The organism is Microbulbifer maximicatervae (SeqCode) (assembly GCF_052467815.1).
This window is the reverse complement of record NZ_CP174326.1, coordinates 569,337-586,598: the sequence shown is the minus strand read 5'-3', so window position 1 is coordinate 586,598 and position 17,262 is coordinate 569,337. Positions and strand designations below refer to the sequence as shown.

12 protein-coding genes are annotated in these 17,262 nt (G+C 51.5%); 7 read left to right on the top strand and 5 right to left on the bottom strand.

All coding sequences use genetic code 11. The features are described 5' to 3' along the window. Positions 1–54: 54 nt before the first annotated feature. The 5 genes from ACJJIW_RS02435 to ACJJIW_RS02415 all read right to left on the bottom strand — a co-directional run bounded on the left by ACJJIW_RS02435 (position 55) and on the right by ACJJIW_RS02415 (position 11,049). Positions 55–2,763 carry a TonB-dependent receptor plug domain-containing protein gene (locus ACJJIW_RS02435; protein ID WP_282934179.1) on the bottom strand — a complete coding sequence of 903 codons (2,709 nt, stop codon included), beginning with the start codon at positions 2,761–2,763 and terminating at the stop codon, positions 55–57. 514 nt (positions 2,764–3,277) lie between these two features. Then, positions 3,278–5,911 carry a TonB-dependent receptor plug domain-containing protein gene (locus ACJJIW_RS02430; protein ID WP_444892836.1) on the bottom strand — a complete coding sequence of 878 codons (2,634 nt, stop codon included), beginning with the start codon at positions 5,909–5,911 and terminating at the stop codon, positions 3,278–3,280. Between the two features lie 258 nt (positions 5,912–6,169). After that, complete coding sequence (locus ACJJIW_RS02425) at positions 6,170–8,884, bottom strand: TonB-dependent receptor (protein ID WP_444892837.1); 2,715 nt, start codon at positions 8,882–8,884, stop codon at positions 6,170–6,172. Between the two features lie 309 nt (positions 8,885–9,193). Then, the gene (locus ACJJIW_RS02420; RefSeq protein WP_282934176.1) at positions 9,194–10,225 is read right to left on the bottom strand and encodes a FecR family protein; all 1,032 of its coding nucleotides are present in this window, start codon (positions 10,223–10,225) and stop codon (positions 9,194–9,196) included. A 296-nt stretch (positions 10,226–10,521) separates the two neighbouring features. After that, complete coding sequence (locus ACJJIW_RS02415) at positions 10,522–11,049, bottom strand: RNA polymerase sigma factor (protein ID WP_282934175.1); 528 nt, start codon at positions 11,047–11,049, stop codon at positions 10,522–10,524. A 235-nt stretch (positions 11,050–11,284) separates the two neighbouring features. Between ACJJIW_RS02415 and dnaX the strand changes: the two genes are divergently transcribed. From dnaX to ACJJIW_RS02380, 7 genes are all read left to right on the top strand, one after another. Next, positions 11,285–13,261 (top strand): DNA polymerase III subunit gamma/tau, encoded by a 1,977-nt coding sequence (gene dnaX, locus ACJJIW_RS02410; RefSeq protein ID WP_444936619.1) that lies wholly within the window; start codon positions 11,285–11,287, stop codon positions 13,259–13,261. Positions 13,262–13,316: 55 nt separating this feature from the next. Further along, positions 13,317–13,661 (top strand): YbaB/EbfC family nucleoid-associated protein, encoded by a 345-nt coding sequence (locus ACJJIW_RS02405; RefSeq protein ID WP_282934173.1) that lies wholly within the window; start codon positions 13,317–13,319, stop codon positions 13,659–13,661. Between the two features lie 30 nt (positions 13,662–13,691). Next, positions 13,692–14,297, top strand: coding sequence for a recombination mediator RecR (gene recR, locus ACJJIW_RS02400; protein WP_282934172.1), 606 nt, complete (start codon positions 13,692–13,694; stop codon positions 14,295–14,297). Between the two features lie 9 nt (positions 14,298–14,306). Then, positions 14,307–15,437: a ribonuclease D gene (rnd, locus tag ACJJIW_RS02395; RefSeq protein WP_282934171.1), complete on the top strand. Its 1,131-nt coding sequence runs from the start codon at positions 14,307–14,309 to the stop codon at positions 15,435–15,437. After that, a complete protein-coding gene (locus ACJJIW_RS02390) occupies positions 15,434–15,721 on the top strand; it encodes a YcgL domain-containing protein (protein ID WP_444892840.1) in 288 nt (95 codons plus the stop codon). The genes rnd and ACJJIW_RS02390 overlap by 4 nt, the downstream gene beginning before the upstream one ends. A gap of 10 nt (positions 15,722–15,731) precedes the next feature. Continuing rightward, entirely contained in the window at positions 15,732–16,181 is a 450-nt protein-coding gene (locus ACJJIW_RS02385; RefSeq protein ID WP_282934169.1) for a YcgN family cysteine cluster protein, read from the top strand. Positions 16,182–16,644: 463 nt separating this feature from the next. After that, positions 16,645–17,025 (top strand): hypothetical protein, encoded by a 381-nt coding sequence (locus ACJJIW_RS02380; RefSeq protein ID WP_282934168.1) that lies wholly within the window; start codon positions 16,645–16,647, stop codon positions 17,023–17,025. The last annotated feature ends 237 nt before the right edge of the window (positions 17,026–17,262 follow it).

The window sequence follows — 17,262 nt, the reverse complement described above, 5'->3', positions numbered from 1 at the left end:
TAGTAAAAAGGGTGCCATAAGCACCCTTTTTACATCGGTTCTCGATACTTGGCTTTAGAACTGGTAGCTAACACCAGCCCACGCGTAACGACCTTGGTAGTCGTAGCTGCTGTTCACGTCATACCAGCTGGAGGTGTACGACGGCTCGCGATCAGCGATGTTGTCGATTCCTGCAGTGAGACGCATGTTGTCGTTCACATCCCAGCCTGCCTTTAAGTTTAGGTAGGTGTGGGAAGGAACATCAACATATGGACTCTGGCCATCACTTAAGTACTGTGCGTCAATACCAAAGTCCCAGTTATCGGCATACCAAGTTGCACTGGCAAGGCCACGCCATTTCACGTAGACGCCGCTACTAGTGCCAACATAATCCAGGTAGTCAGAAGTGGCTTCAGTTTCGGTATTGTAAATTTCGTACTCAAGGAGGCGGGTAGCCTGGGCACGCAGAGCGAGTTTTCCGGTGTCAAAGTACAGGTTTTGAACTACGTCGAGGTCAATACCCTTGGTTCTAATCTCACCGATATTGAGCAGAGAACCTTCCAGGTATGTGATCTGACCACTGTCGCCGCGTTCGATCAGGGCGCAAGCATCGGCAATACCATCACGGTAGCAGTCGTCCAGAATTTGCTGAAGATCCGCACTATCGATTGCGTTGGTGATTTCAACGTCGTAGTAGTCCACAGTGATGGAGAGGTCTTCAGCAAAAGAAGGTGTCCAGACGATACCAGCGGTAAAAGTACGTGCTTCTTCAGCCTCTAGGTCCTCGTTACCCCCAACATTGGTAGCAATTTGAGAGCCTGCTTGGGTAAAGCTTGACCCAACTTCACTACAGTAGGCGCCTTGCCCGGCAGTATTTGAACTGCTGGTATCACAGGGGTCCAGTAGGTACTCGTAGCTCTGGGAGGTACCGCTATAGAGTTCGTAAATGCCCGGTGCACGGAAAGAGGTTGAATAGCTAGTACGGAAACGGAAGTTTTCAGTTGGGGCGTAGACAATACCCAGCTTCCCCGTACTCTGGCCACCAAAAGTATCAAAATCGGAGTAGCGCAGGGCGATATCCATAGATAATTCGTCAGCGTACTTTTCGCCGGCGAGAATCGGCAAGTTGAACTCGGTGAACAACTCAGTTACTGAGTAGTCGCCAGCAGTAGCGTCTTGCTGGTTACCAAATGTATCGCCGTTCTGGGTTTCTTCACTGGGGTTAAACTCTCCGGATTCTTTACGGTATTCAATGCCGGCTGCAAATCCGAGAGGACCGCCGGGAAGCTGAACAGCATCAATATCACCGGTTAAACTCGCACCAAAGTTAATCAGATCGTATTCGTTATCTTCGCGATCTGTGTAGCTGATGTAGTCGATAACTTCATCGCTCATTCCGCCGAGGAAGGAAATATCCTCATCAGCGAGGCCACTGTCTCCGTCGATAACTTCTTGCAGTAGAGTTTTGTTGTAAGAATTGCCGATGGTGTTTTCACCTTCATTACGGCCATAGCTCAAGAAGGTGTCCCAGCCCCAGCCATTCTCCAGGTCACCGCGGGCACCACCCAAAAGGCGGAAGGTTTCTGTTTTTTGTTCGTAGTCACGGGTGCCGCCAGAAACGGGGCGCAGACGAATATCAGAGATGCCATCTTCCCAGCTGTCGCCGTGAGTTGCTTCTGGGGCGGAGGGCTCCAAACCGTCAGGGCTGCCCTGAGATTCCCACTCGTCATAAGCGGCTTCATAAGCAGCTAGTTCAATCTGATACTGATCTTCCGCTTCTTGCCAGGCCTCTTCCAGCTGAGCGGCAATTTCATCTGATACATTATCAGAGGTTAGATTTAAGCCGTTCCCACTGTACATGGGTTGGGCTGCCAACTGCTGGTTGGTGGTTTTTACGGTATACGAGCCTTCACCGTAGAGCTCGACGGCATCGGTAATTGAGTAGCTACCGTTAGCGGTCAGGCTGGTACGTTCCATGGAACCTGAGAGCCACATATATTGACCGATATCGTATGAGGAGTAGTCAGTAAGGGTCTCACCATCATCAGCAACACTAAAAGAGCCGTAATCAGTGAAAATATTACCGGTAGGTGACATGGAGCTATAGAGCTCTGCCCAGTCGCGATCGTTGTAGGTAATCTCATCACGTTTGCTATGGCTGATGTTAGCGATGAATTTACCGCGATCGCTTTCGCCGCCAAAGGTGATTGAAATTTCACCATTTTCACCGCCACCAGCTTCGGTGGCCCCTGCGCGTGCATTGATGCGAACTCCCTCAAAGGAGTCCTTCATTACGATATTAATAACGCCAGCAACCGCATCAGAGCCGTATACCGCTGAAGCGCCATCGGTAAGAACTTCAATTCGATCAATCATATCCACAGGGATGTTATTCATATCCACTGCAGAGCTAACCCCTGAACTGGAGGATACATAGCGACGGCCATTGACCAAGACCAAAGTGCGAGCGGAGCCTAGATTGCGCAATTCAACAAACGACAAACCGGCGCCGCCGTTGTTGTCGTTGGAGTTGATACCTGTGGTACCCATAGATGGCAGCTGGTTGAGTAGCTCGTCAATAGTGCCAACACCAGAACGTGAAATGGCCTCCGAGTCAACCAGAGTAATTGGGCCTGTAGTGGATAAAGGGTCACGCGCAATGCGCGAGCCAGTAACAATTACTTCTTCTACTTCTGCGCCGGCGGTGGACTCCTGGGCAAATATGCCAGTACTGGCCAGTGTTCCCAGAGCAGCGATGGCAATGCTCAGTTTGGTCTTGATCATATTGGAACCTTCTTATACTTAAGGTACTTATATTGCGTTTTATGATATTGGTTAAAAGCTGTCAGACCTGACTTTAATGCATTATTTTTGGATATGGAACTACTGTGGGGCTTTTGAAGTCTCCTGATAGCCAGTTCAAGGGCATGTTTTTCAGTCTGTTTGTCTAATTTTTGTACTCTTGGCGGGGGTTTATCTGTCTAAAATCTCCTGAACTGGTAAAACTGTCACCCAGGGAGTTCGTGTGTTAGGAAATTTGTCTTTCTTCTGAAATTTACAAATTTAAGGCTTGTGAAGCCGGTCGAAGCATTGACCTGCTACTTGCTGGCGAGATGACCTCTTCTTCTCTTTTCTTGGAAGAAGTAACTCGGATGAGGGAAAAAGCTAGGGGACTTTGTCGGAGAGTACTGTGTTGGTGCTCGCCAATGGGTTTTTAGGGGAGGGTATAGAGTGGACTCGGCTAAACAAAAAAGGGCCGGCAAAGCCGACCCTTTTGATCTTCTTAGAGGTTTAGCTCTTAGAAGCTCATGCTGTACTCAGCGTACAGTACACGACCAGTATTGTCGTACAGGTTATAGTGGTCGCGAGCATATTTACCATCTTTATCCAGAACTGGATCTTCGTTGGTCAGGTTACGAGCACCAAGCTTAATCATGCCGTATGACTCTGTATCGATGCTATAAGACAGATTCACAGTGGTCCAGGAATCTAGGTCTTCGCCACTCTTAACTAGTTCACCGTTATCAGTGACATCGGTGAATTCATCGTGACTAGCGACGTAGTCAACAGTCAGGTCTACAGAATGTTGGTCCATACTCCAGCCAATACCAAACTGACCTCGGAAATCTGGGTACAGATTAAAGCCAGAAACATCCTGAACAGGGCCTTGATAGTAGGCATCAGTTTCATAGGACAACTGGTGGCTCATCAAAGTGCTAAGTGTGAGAAGTCCGTAAGGAAGCTCAAAGCTACCATCAACAGAAATGTCGAGGCCAGTTACGTCAAGAACACCAGCATTGGTAGTCTGAGAGTAGAAAATAGTCGAAGCACTGGAGCCATCACCGGTAAAGTAAATGCCACTTTCTTCTGTCAGCTCGACACCAGAAGCCCAAGCATAGAACATGCTCTGAACACTTGGCTGAATGATTACATCATCAACTTCTACGTTCCAGAGGCTCAGGTCCAGAGTCCAGTCGTCGATGAACTCCCAGTTACCACCGATAGACATAGAAGTGGAGGTTTCCGCTTCGAGATCTTCGCTAGTGGAATAGTAGACATCCCACTGTCTGTAGGTGCCAGTGATTGGGTTGGTAGCATTCTCAGCAGAGAAGGAAGATGGGCCGTACAGCTCGTCAAGAGCCGGAGCACGGAAGCCTTTACCCACTCGAGCGCGCAGGCTGAGGGTATCAGTAACGCGGTAGCTGGCAGAAAGGGTCGGAGCAACATTAGAGCCAAAGTCACTGTAGTCATCGTAGCGAAGAGCGGCGCTAACTTCGATTGCGTCAGTTACTGGCATAATGGCTTCAGCGAACAAGGCGACTACATCGCGATCACCGCTGGAAGAGTTACCAGAACTGCCACCTACGTAACCAGCTTCGGAGGCTGCGTCGTATTGGTTACCGTATTCCATGTTGTAAGCTTCGGCACCTGTCAGCATGAGGGTCTCACCTGCGCCGAACCAGTCGCCAATACCGAACTGCACATGGCCGTAGGCCTTGGACATGGCTGTGAAGTTGTCCTGAGAGGTGCTTGCCTTCATTGCATCAGCACCCTCTTCGGAAAGAGGGTCGATATCATTTGCAAGTACGTAATCGAGGCCAGTGTAAGACAGGTAGTAGCTACCGAACTCTTTAGACTCGTAACGACCGGTTTGGACGTAAGTTTCATAGCTCACGTTGTCAGACAGATCGCCACGAAGCCCCAGGGTAAGGTCGTACTGGTAGTCAGTAACAATATTGTCGCGCGGGCCAATATTGGTCCAGCGATAATAGCCAGTCAGAGTGTAATCGTCAGTGATTGTGCCGTCGGCTATCAATGCGTTGATTTCATCAGTAGTAAACGGGTTATCTGAGTAGTCTACAGGCACGTCAGACCAGGTAGCTGCTGGCGGAGCATAACGGCCGAAAGACTCTACCTTAGAGAAGAGGACGTTGGAGAAGAACTCTACTTTGTCTGAAATCTCGTAGTTAGCGGTCATGTAGGTGTTGACACGCTTTAGCTCTGCTTTGTTCGCTGAGATATTGCCGTAAGGATATGCACAAATAGTTCCGTCGCTATCACCAAAAGCGCTAGAACCCTGCTCCTGGAACACTGAGTCAGAATCACAGCTATTGGTAGCGCGGTATGATTCGTAGCCTGTTGTGCTGTCTGAAAGCAGCATGGTTCTTCCGTAGTAGGAATAACCATCTGTATCAATATATGTGTCTATTGCCCCATCGCCATTTTGATCCTGAACCCAGGGTGCTGTGTAATCGCGATCAGCGTCGTAGATTGGGTCACGACGGTCAAATTCTGCAGCAAATGTGATATTGCCGCGGTCACCGCTGATGCCGGTGATAAAGCTGAAGGACTCTTCAGAGCCATCGTCTTCAGAACGGTCACCATGGCGAACGGAGAATTCGAGGCCATCGAAATTCTCGCGCATTACCATGTTCACAACGCCAGCTACAGCGTCAGAACCGTAAACAGCAGAGGCGCCATCGGCAAGGATGTCGATGCGTTCAACAGCGGCCATCGGGATCATATTCAGGTTGACAGTGGCTGCGCCCAGGTTCGGAGAGCCAGGCAGGCGGCGACCATTCAGCATAACCATGGTACGCTGGTCGCCAAGACCGCGAAGGTCAACAGTGGCGTTGGACTGAGCGGAACTACCAGAGCGCTCACTGAAAGAGCCCAAAGAGTTCAGAGGAGTATTGCGCAGGGTGTCAGCAATCATCAGGCTGCCACCGGCGTCAATGTCGGCACGGTCCATGCTCACTACTTGCGCAGCTTCATCGAAATTGGTGCGTTTAATACGGGAGCCAGTAACAACAACTTCCTCAACGAGGGTAGCGTCATCTTGTGCAAAGGCAGGCATTGCCGGAACCATGATCGCTGCTGCAGTCAGACCCAAGGCCCCTTTTACAGCTGCGGACAGGAGATTCTTTTTCATTGTCAATCCTCTCTTGATCGTTGGATTTATAGTCTTTTGCCATAAGTGGCGATCGTTAAAAGTGACTACCCCCAAGTGGTCACTTTCCTCCCAACAAAGAACAAGACGATTGGCGGGCAGAACCCCTCATAAGAATCGTATTTTTTTTCTAATACTACGTATTGTCAGGTTTGTTACGTAAAGGGGTGGTTTCTATTTGATCAAATGGGGTGTTTTTTGATCTTTTGGCTGTTTCTACTGTGCTTCTAGGCAGTAGAATCAAAGTTTGAAGGAGAGGCTGCCGTAGAAAAAACGGCCGGTGAGGTCGTAAGTTTGATAATCGTAATTGTTGCTCACGGCAGTTGAGGCAAATGGTGGCGAGCGGTCTAGCAGATTATTAATACCAGCTGTCAGTTTAAGTCGCTGATTGGCAGTAAAGGTGAGTTGGAGGTCGTGTGCGGACCAGTCATTGATCGTGCGGCTATCCTCTACACCCTCAAGGTTCGTATAGGACTCTTTAAGGCTGCCTACGTAATGAATGGTGTATCCTGCCCCCCAAGGGCCTTTCTTCCAGTAAATTCCAGCATTTGCCTTCCACTTGGGAAGTGAGCCAGCACCGCCGGTCAATATGTCAGTAAAGGTTCCTGTGAGATCCTCTTTGGCTGATTCGGGAGAGCTTTGGTTGAGGTAATGTAGCGTGCGGCTGATATTCAGGGCGAGTTGGACGTGATTGTTAACGCCGGGGTGAAACTCATAGCGGAAGGCTGTGTCATAGCCGCGAATTTCTCGGCTGCCCTGGTTTATGCGTGATGCGTAAATTTGGGTGACATCTCCATTGTCATCACGAATAACGAGGTCCGTATAGAGGTTGAAGTAGGCATTTTGCTCTAGCAGAAACTGTGGGTTGGTAGCGATGACCTGATCTTCTTTGATGTCGTAAAGATCGAATGTTCCACTGAATCCATCAATTACAGCTGGTTGCCAGGTAACTCCCAGAGATAGTGTGCGGGAAGTTTCGGGTTTTAAGTCTGGATTGCCACTGAACTCAGTCAGGTACTGTACTCGTGAGCTGTCGGCTTGACCTCGGCACCCCGGAAGATTGATTGCGTTAGAGCTTGTGCAGGGGTCAAATAAAAATTCTTGGGTTTGATAGCCCTCTTGGTTCATATCCGTCAGGGTGGGGGCTCTGAAGCCGGTTGTATAACTCCCGCGAATGAGTACTGATTCTAGTGGTTTCCATCTTACCGCGAGCTTTGGGTTGCTTGTATCTCCAAAGTCGTCGTAATGAGAGGTTCGGATAGCTCCGTCCAGCCATAAACTATCCGGCGAAAGCGGGATTGAGATCTCGGCAAATGCCTCCTTGATTATGCGGCTGCCTTTCGTTGAGCCGGGGGCGTGGCCGCCAATAAACGAAAGCCCGGAGCTGTCATTGGAGTATAGGTTTACACTCTCTCGCCTGAACTCAATTCCGGCTGCTGCGAGAATGTCTCCTGACGCTATCCTTTTAATGATGCCGTCAGTAATAAAGGTGAGTGAGGTCATGCGGGAGTTGCTGGTCGTAACGCTCTTTCCCCGAATGAAGTCCAGCTGCTCTTGATTGATACTGCCACTGGGGCCTAGAAGATTGATCGGAGTGCAGGAGGTGGTTTCATTACAGATATCAGGCCCTTTAAGTCCAATTGATAGGGCGAATGGATCTATAACATTACTCAAGCTCTCTTTTTTATGGGTTTGGTGGGTTGAGGCATTCAGTTCCCATTGCCAGTCATCCCAATAGCCTTTTAGTCCTGTGTTTATCCTCCAGGTGTTTGCCCGGTTTTCTTGAGTTCGGGCGCCTAGTTCGACAATGCGTCGGCGTACATCGTAAATATCCTGATCGAAGGTGTTATAAATATTATCTGCAGATATCGTCAGGTCGCCATTATCAAATCGGGTAAAGACAGGCGTGGGGGATGATGTTGCTTCTCCTGTTGAGCGCACTCCCATGAACTCGGAGAAAGCAAGGGTGCTTTCTCCGATATCCAGATTGCCAACTATATAGAAAGAGTCGCTCTGCGTTGCTGGGATGGCTGATGAGTAGTCGCTATAGTCAAACTTATCCTCTGGTGACCAGTCTTGATAAGTACCGGTTGAGAGGTTGGTTAATACTTCATCCTTGCCTATAGCAATAAACCCCTCGGGGATTGCTGATGATCGCTGATCAGAGCCACCTTCTTCACGACTGTCGGCCGACTCAGAAATCCCTCTATTGCGACTCATAACCTCTGCCTGACGGGTCTGTGAGAGGTTGAGCATTACGTGAGCGCGATCACCTTTCCATCCCCAGGTTAGTTGATGGGATTCGCTGCGGCGATCCCCCTGCTGGGCTTGTCCGTAGTAGCTTTTTACAGCAAGGCCTTCGAAGTCCCTTTGCAGGATAATGTTGACCACCCCGGCAATGGCATCAGAACCATAAACAGCTGAGGCTCCATCTTTTAAAATTTCTACTCTCTCGACAATGGATAGAGGAATCGTATTTAGATCTGTGGCTTCGCCATTAAACCCATCGCTGATAATCCTTCGACCATTAATTAGTACTAGTGTGCTGCTTGCTGGGAGATTGCGCAGAGAGACTGTAGCTGTTCCGTCATTTTCCTGGCTAACAGATGTGCTGGTTGAGTTGCCCGAAATGGCAGGTAGGAATTGAAGTAGGTCCGCAATAGTTTGGGCGCCAGTCATTTCAAGTTGATCGCGAGACAGTCTGTCGACTGGCAGGTATCCGTCGGATTGAAAGTGGCGTAAATGGCTGCCGGTTAAGCTTTGCCCGGTGACGGTTACCTCTTCCGTTTGTGTGTGAGATTGAGGCTGCGTAGATGTTAGCTCTGCTGCTGATGACTCAATAATTGCGACAGAGGAGGGGCCGACTCTTTTAAAGGAGAGGGGGACCTCTTTGAGTAATTCGGCAAGGGCGGGCTCAAACTGACCTTGAGGGCTCTGTAGAACTTGCTTGCTCACCCGATAGTTTGCAGCAAAAGAAGTTCTAACAAGCAGTGATATTTTGCATTGCTTTCCCAGCGATATCAGTGCTTTTGAGAGGCTTCCTGAGGGTATCTGGATCCCAGATTCAGGGCACTGGGCGAGGGCAGCACTGGGAAGAAGGAGTGCTGTCGCAAGGGATATTTTTATCCAGTGCCTAAGATTCAAGGGGGTGCCCATTATTGTAAGTGCCGGCCATCGCTGCCGGCAAGGGTGTTGCTATTTTGGTTTTATGGGCGGATTAACCTAATTGGACAAGAAACAACCGCCCTAAAGGACGGTTATAACCTAGTTATTCGCGGGAGACAAGATAGTCAGGTTGGCGTTACTGTGGTCTTGTTGTAAGTCCAGTGCGGTTGCGATGGCTTTTAGAGTGTTGTCCGGATCAGATACCTCAAAAGTTCCAGAAACAAGTCTGTTTTCCACTTGGGCTGAAGCAGCAACGGGTACGTTGAGGTAGCGGTTTAGCTCTGTGAGAGCATCTTTAAGGGGGGTTTTTTCAAAGACTAGTAAGCCTTTAGTCCAGTCCGTAGCCTCCTCTGGGGAGGTCCGACCGATTGGGCTGAGTCCGCGGTCAGATACACTGACCTTCTGGTTTTTAACCAGTTGCACTGACTCAGGTTTTAGTCCAGGAGCACTGCCAGACTCGGTGACCGAAACCGTGCCTTCAGTTACAGATACCCGTGTGTTTTCAGGGTTGAGCTCCACATTAAACTCGGTTCCTAAAACTCGAATATTGGCGCTACCCGCAGAGACGGTGAAAGGGCGCGATGTTTGCCTGGCTACTTCAAAGAATGCCTCACCGCGAACAAGCTCTGTTCGGCGCTCATCCCGGTTATAGATTACTCTCAACTTACTGTTGGAGTTCAGCTTTACTTCGGAGCCGTCAGGTAGGCTGATAGTTTGTATTTGGCCGCGTTCTGTTGCATACATCTGAGCCTGGGTTTCGCCGCCCATACCTTGGAAGCTTACCCACAAAGTTACAATCGCTCCACAGGTTGCAAGCCCCCCACCAATGAGCCACTGGGGTAAGGTCCAGGCCTTGGATTTGGTGGACTCTGTTCTATCGAGGTTTCTTTTCTTTTGGGATGGAATGCTCTCGGGAAAAAGAGTTCCCAAAGGCATTTTGGATAGGGCTCCCAGGTCACCCCACAGTTCAGTGATTTCTGCAAAGGCCTGCTGGTTCTCCTCGATGGAGTACCACTCTTTAAATTGAGAGCGATCGGCGAGCGTAATCGAGTCAGAGCGCAGGCGAGCCACCCAAGCACAAGCCTGATCCAGGCTGTCTTCGCTTACTGCTTGCTTCGGGTTGGTTCTCATGGCTGCTCAAATACCTTGTATCTTTAGACTTTAATTGGCACAACGATGCTAAAAAAGGGCATCTTACTCAAAATTTCCTTATTTGTGTGGCCTCTACTTTGTGTTGTACAGGTCGGAACAAAACAATTCCGGAAATTTCTCTTAATTAGCAGTGAAAAATGCTGCTATTTGCAGGGATCCTAGTACGGCTCAATTTCTTAATTGGTCCTTGCAAGCTGAGACGGCTGAACAGGTTTCCCCCTCAACTAATTTTTAGATCTAGTGGATCAACAGTCTATGCCTGCACAGGAGGCTGCTCACCTATCCGGGTTCACCTTTTTGCGGCAGGCCTTCAAGGCCTGCAAAATATATTTTTCCACGCTGCTGACTGAGATATTCATTTCCTGGGCAATCTCGCTATAGGAGAGACCACGTGTTCTGTGCAGGAGGAATGCTTGGCGGCACTTGAGGGGCAGCTTATCCATGGTTTCGTAGATGGACTGAAGTTGCTGGCGGGCTGCTAGCAGCCTTTCTGGTGACTGGTGGTCCGCGTGGTCGTCTGTATAGGGCTCGCCCTCCATAGGAACTTGCTGGCTTACATACTCCACATGCAGCTTGCCTCGGCGCAGTTGGTCTACAGCAAGATTATTGGCAATCTGGTAGAGGTAGGCCCGTGGATTCTCAAGTTCCTTTTCATCGCTGAGTTTTTGCAGGCGTAGATAGGCGTGTTGGGCGATATCCTCGGCATCGTCAGGGCTTTTTACAATGCGAGAGACAAAGCGTACCAAGGCCTGTCCGTGCTCGGTAAACAGCCTTTCAAGAAGCGTCTTCCTGGCCTTATTCATTACTAATCGTGATCCCCGTACCCTGCTCGCTGTAGTTATGGACTGATTGTTCTTAGTGCGAGCTGGCGCACAGTTATATCACAAGCATTGGTTTCGCTACGAGAGGTACGATCGAACTTGACTGGTCACACTCTCCGATTCTCTATGCCTGGCGGTGGATGCCGGTATAATGGCGGCCGCGCCACAGGCGCAGACAATAAGACCTTGCAGAGGTGTGTCGAGCACCGGAGATTGAATGAGTTATCAAGTACTGGCACGGAAGTGGCGGCCGAAGCTGTTTCGCGAGATGGTGGGACAGGAGCATGTTCTCCAGGCGTTGATCAACGCTCTGGATAATGGTCGCTTGCACCACGCCTACCTCTTTGCCGGTACCCGTGGTGTGGGTAAAACCACGATCGCACGAATCCTGGCCAAGTGCCTGAATTGTGAAGAGGGGGTCAGTTCTGAACCCTGTGGCCAATGCCACACTTGCAATGAGATTGCAGATGGCCGTTTTGTCGACTTGATCGAAGTGGATGCAGCCTCGCGCACCAAGGTCGAAGATACTCGTGAACTGCTTGAGAACGTGCAGTACGCACCGACCCGGGGTCGCTTCAAGGTTTACCTGATCGACGAAGTCCATATGTTGTCGAACAGCTCGTTTAACGCGCTGTTAAAAACCCTCGAAGAACCGCCTCCCCATGTAAAGTTTCTACTGGCAACGACTGATCCGCAGAAGTTGCCGGTTACCGTGCTGTCCCGCTGTCTTCAGTTCAAGCTGAAGAATATGAGCCCCGAGCGGGTTGTGGGGCACTTGAAGTTTGTGTTGGAGCAGGAACAGGTTCCATTTGAAGAAGGCGCCCTGTGGCATCTCGGTCGTGCGGCAGATGGCAGTATGCGTGATGGGATGAGTCTTACTGACCAGGCCATCGCATTTGGTGGGGGGCAAATTACCGAGGCGGAGGTGCGCGGTATGCTGGGCAGTATCGATACCGGTTTGGTGTGGAAGCTGCTGCAAACCTTGTCTGAAGAGGACGCACAGGCTTTATTTGCCACAGTTGCTGAGTTGTCTCAGCAGGCCCCTGATTACAGTGCTGCGCTGGCAGAACTCGCCGATAACCTGCACCGTATCGCAGTGGCTCAGGTGTTGCCGCAATCTATCGATAATTCCCTGGGTGATGGTGAGCGACTGAGAAATTTAGCTGGGCGTATCGCCCCGGAAAATGTGCAGCTGTATTACCAGATGGCTCTGCTGGCCCGGCGTGACCTGCCCTTGGCCCCGGATCAGCGCAGTGGCTTTGAAATGGCTCTGCTGCGGATGTTGGCTTTCCGTCCCCAGGGTGTTGCGGATATTCCCCGTTCACCACTGCCATCGGCTTCCGAACCCGTTTCACCAGCACCGGCTCCAGAAGTGCTACAGCCACAGGCTCCTGTAGCGCCAGAAGTATCGGAGGTCAGTCCGGCAAAAAAGCCTGAAGCGGCACAGCCGCAGGCTGTTACAGCGGTTGATCTAGCTCCCTCGCAAGCAGTGGAGGACCTACAACCGTTAAAGCATCAGGCAGAGCAGCGAGAGGCAGAGCCGGCAGTCCCAACTGAAATGATCAGTGAGCCAGCGACGGAGGCTCAGCCGGAGCAAATTACAAGCCCGCCCCCTGTCCAGGGAGTGGCAGAAGAGCGCCCCCAGCGTAAAGATGTCCTGGCCGAGCTTCGCCAGCGAGTTGCGGAAGTGGAGTCGGCGCCGGCACCACAGCAACCAGCACCACAAAACACGGTGAATACCTCGCGGGAGGCCCCGGTAGAAAGCCGCAGTCAGGCAGTGCCAAAAGGGCGTTTGGAAGCATTAACGCCTGGCAGTTGGCCGGTAATGTATGGACAGCTGGGTATTACCGGTATTTTGCACTCCATTGCCCAGCACTTGGAGATGGTGGGCAGGCAGGACAATATACTCTCGTTCACCCTGGATGAATCCTACAGCAGTCTCTATGACGAAGTTCACCAGCGGCGCCTGGGGGATTCTCTGGCTGACTTCTTCCAGCAGCCTGTCGTGGCGCAGATACAAGTAGGGCAGGTACATGGGAGTACCCCCGCCCGATTAGTCGCAGCTACCCGCCAAGCGCGGCTAGAAGCTGCCCAGGATGCGCTGGTCGCTGACCCACTGGTTCAAGAATTACAGGCAGAATTGAGTGCTGAACTGGTGCCGGGCTCCGTAGAATCACTAGTAGTAGAAGATTAATGACAATTAGGGCCCGGTTTATTCCGGGGCCACATGCACAAGATAGAGGTTACCTATGAAAGGTTTGGGCGATTTGATGCAGCAGGCCCAGAAAATGCAGGCCGATATGCAGGAAAAAATGCAGAAGATGCAGAAGGACCTGACCGAGCTTCGCATCTGTGGTGAAGCTGGTGCGGGGATGGTCAAGGTGACGATGAATGGTCGCCACGATGTGACATCGGTAGAAATTGATCCCTCTCTAATGACTGAAGAGAAGGAAATGCTGGAAGACCTGCTGGCCGCTGCGGTCAACGACGCTGTGCGCCGTGTAGAGGAAAAAACACAGGAACTGCAAAAGCAGGGAATGGGAGACCTGACTTCAGGTATCAATTTGCCTGAAGGCTTTAAGTTCCCCTTTTAAGAAGTGGCCATCCACTGGTTTTGAGTTTGTATGTTTAGTCCCCTGATTGAAGAGCTGATCCGCGCTCTCCGCTGTCTGCCCAGTGTGGGCCCTAAGTCCGCGCAGCGCATGGCGATGTACCTGTTGGAAAAAGACCGAGAAGCTGCCTCCCTGCTGGCCCAGAGTTTGGCGCGAGCGGTGGAACAAGTGGGGCGCTGTGGGCAGTGTCGCACTCTCACAGAGGAGCCCGTTTGCTCATTGTGTAGCAATAGCCGGCGCGAGCAGGACTCACTGTGCGTGGTTGAGACGCCCGCTGATGTTCTGGCTATTGAGCAGGCCGGTAATTACCACGGTCGCTACTTTGTCCTGCATGGGCATCTCTCGCCCATCGATGGCATTGGCCCGGGGGACCTGGGGATCGACTTGCTGGAGCAGAGGCTCGCTACTGAGCAGTTGCGCGAACTTATTGTCGCCACTAACCCTACGGTAGAAGGTGAAGCTACCGCGCAGTACATTGCGGAGAGAGCTCGTGCCCAGGGGGTGACGGTGAGCCGGATTGCCCACGGTGTACCCATCGGCGGAGAGTTAGAGTATATCGATGGCGGCACTCTCGCCCACGCCTTTAATAGTCGAACCGCATTTTTCTCCGGCAGTTGAGTGATATCGATGACAGAAATAGATACCACTCCACGCTGGGTCGACAGTTACGAGCAGCTGGTAGAGTTGTGTGCAGATTGGCGCAAGCAGAGTGCGGTAGCCCTGGATACCGAGTTTATGCGCAGCCGTACTTTTTATCCCCAACCGGCGCTGGTCCAGGTAGGTGATGGAAAACACTGCTACCTGATCGACAATTTGGCGATTGAGGAGTTACAGCCGCTTCGCGACCTCTTGCTCGATACCGCTGTCACTAAAATCATGCACAGCTGTAGTGAGGACCTGGAAACCCTGGAGCGCTTGCTGGGGGTGATTCCCGAGCCCATTTTTGATACCCAAATTGCCGCTGCAATCTGTGGTATGGGAGCGGGCTTGGGTTATGCGGCGACAGTTAACCAGCTACTGCATATTGAATTGCCCAAGAGTGAAACCCGCTCGGACTGGCTGCAGAGACCTCTCAGCGATGCACAAAAAACCTATGCCGCCCTCGATGTCGCTTGGTTGCCGGTACTCTTCGGCGTACTGGTAAAGGACCTCAATGGGAAGGGGCGCCTGGAGTGGTTGCAGGAAGACTGTGCATCATTGGTGGTCACGGCTCGAAACCCGAACCCGCCTGAGATTTACTACCAAAAAGTGAAAGGTGCCTGGCGCCTGCGCAGTAAACAACTGGCAGTGTTACAGGATGTGTGTGCCTGGCGCGAAAAGCAGGCCAGGGCGCTGAATATGCCGCGCAATCACCTGTTAAAAGAGAATATCTGTCTCGGACTGGCCCAACAGTTGCCTCGGCATAGAGGTGCCTTGAGCCAACTGGGTATGGAAGGGAGAGCTCTGCGTGAGCATGGCGAGGCCCTGTTAAAAATCGTTGCCCAAGCCTGCGAGAGAAGCGATCCACCTGCGCGAATGCAGCAGCCCCTCAACCGGCAGCAGGGAGAGATCCTCAAGCAACTGCGACTTGAGATGGTGTCTATTGCCGAGCGGGCCGGGTTGCCTGCCGAAATATTAATTCGCAAAAAAGAGCTGGAAGCCTTGGTCCAGGCCCGTCGACCCGAGTTAGAGGGTCGGCTCAGAGGGTGGCGGGCCGATGTGATTGGCCACCCTTTGCTCGAAGCTCTGAAACAATTGCGTAAAGAGGAATTGAAGTGAAAGTTTTATGCGATATTTATCGCAGTCCAAATAAAGACGAGATGTATCTGTACGTGGATAAGCGCGAGGGCACTGCCAGGGTTCCCAAAAATCTACTGGAGCTTTTCGGCAAGCCGCAGCATGTCACTACGATGTTGGTGACGCCGGACAAAAAGCTGGCCCGTGCAGAGGCGGACAAGCTGCTCAAAGAGGTGCGCACTCGCGGCTATTACTTGCAGATGCCGCCAATAGCCGATTCCGAAATGAGTGAAATCGCGCTGAAGAACAGCAAGTTGCAACGCTGAGTCGAGCTAAATGGCACAGGAGCCTTTTTGGCGGCGGAAAACGCTGGATCAAATGAGTCGGTCCGAATGGGAGCAGCTTTGTGACGGTTGTGGTCGCTGCTGTCTGCACAGCTTGGAGGATGAGGATACGGGTGAGGTCTACCTCACTAATGTGGCCTGCCGCCTGTTGGATACCCATTCCTGCCAATGCAGCAAGTACAGCCAGCGCAAAGCCCATGTTCCCGGATGCATTCAGTTGCGTATAGAGGATATTGCCGAATTCGATTGGTTGCCGCTCACCTGCGCATACCGCAGTCTTGCGGAAGGGCGCCCTCTTGCGGACTGGCACCCATTGGTGTCGGGGGACCCGGAATCCGTGCATCGGGCGGGGATATCGGTGCGTGGGCGCGTTGTCAGTGAAGAGTCGGTTCATCCAGACGATATGGAGGATCATATTGTCTCTTGGGTTGAACAAGGTTGATCGCAAACGGGAACTGCGACCTGTGAACGCCTTTGAATATTGCGCATAATTAAGGAGCCTCTGAATAACTCCGTAATGCCTCTGCGGGTCTTGAAGGCTGCAGATGTTAGGCGCAGCTCGCCGCGAATGGCCGTAGCCCTTTGCAAGAGCTGCAACGCAGCAGATGCGGCCTTCAAGGCCCGCCCTTCGGGGCATTCGGAGCGATTCACACTCCGCGTTGCGACTTCTTGAAAGGTCTAGACATTCCTGCGAAGCCGCGCCTTGATTGTGAACCGCTCTGCATGCCAGAGGCATCACAGAGTTACTCAGAGGCTCCTCAAATCATTCTTCGGATCGATTTATGGCTGGCAGTGCTTGTCTGCGAAGCGGCGTAAATATGCCGGTTCCGAGCGAGTGACGATGTAAAGGACCCTGGCATATTTGCCCGATATTAAATCGGTGTGCCAGAAAGTAGAGTGAGAGAATGACAGAAGATTTCCAATTTGCCTGGATGGTATACGCCGCTTCAACACTGGTTATGCTGTTGGCGGGCTGGTGGTTTATGCGCAATTGGCGCTGGAGTTGGGTGCGCCAGACTCTACTCTTAGTGGCTGCGGCAGTGTTGTTGGCGCCGGCAAAGACCTCTGTAGCGGAGTCAGTTGCTGTGCCGGTGTTGCCGCTATTTGTTTATCAAACGCTGTTTGAAGAAAATGGAGCGGCGCCAGAGGTCACTACCAATTTGATATTCGCTTCGGGTGGAGCCCTGGCGATCATGGTTGTTTGGGGGATTGTCAGCTTGCTGATGAGATTTCGTCGGGACAGGCGTCGTCGCTTTGATGAAGATCCCTACTTTAACGAACAATAACCCAAGACATGGCTGTCATGCCTGAGGGCAGGGTAGCCATTCACCCAGTATTTTTTGTTGCACTTTAATTCACTTGCGCAGCCATCGTCCCTCCTCGACGCCTATATCCAGGCCTTCACTCGGTTGCTCGTATCAAAGGCGCTAAAACCCTTTAGACCGACAACCCCAGTCAATGACAGCTGCTATATCTATTAAGCTGGTTCCCGCTGTGGCGCAATGCAAAACAATGTAAAAGCC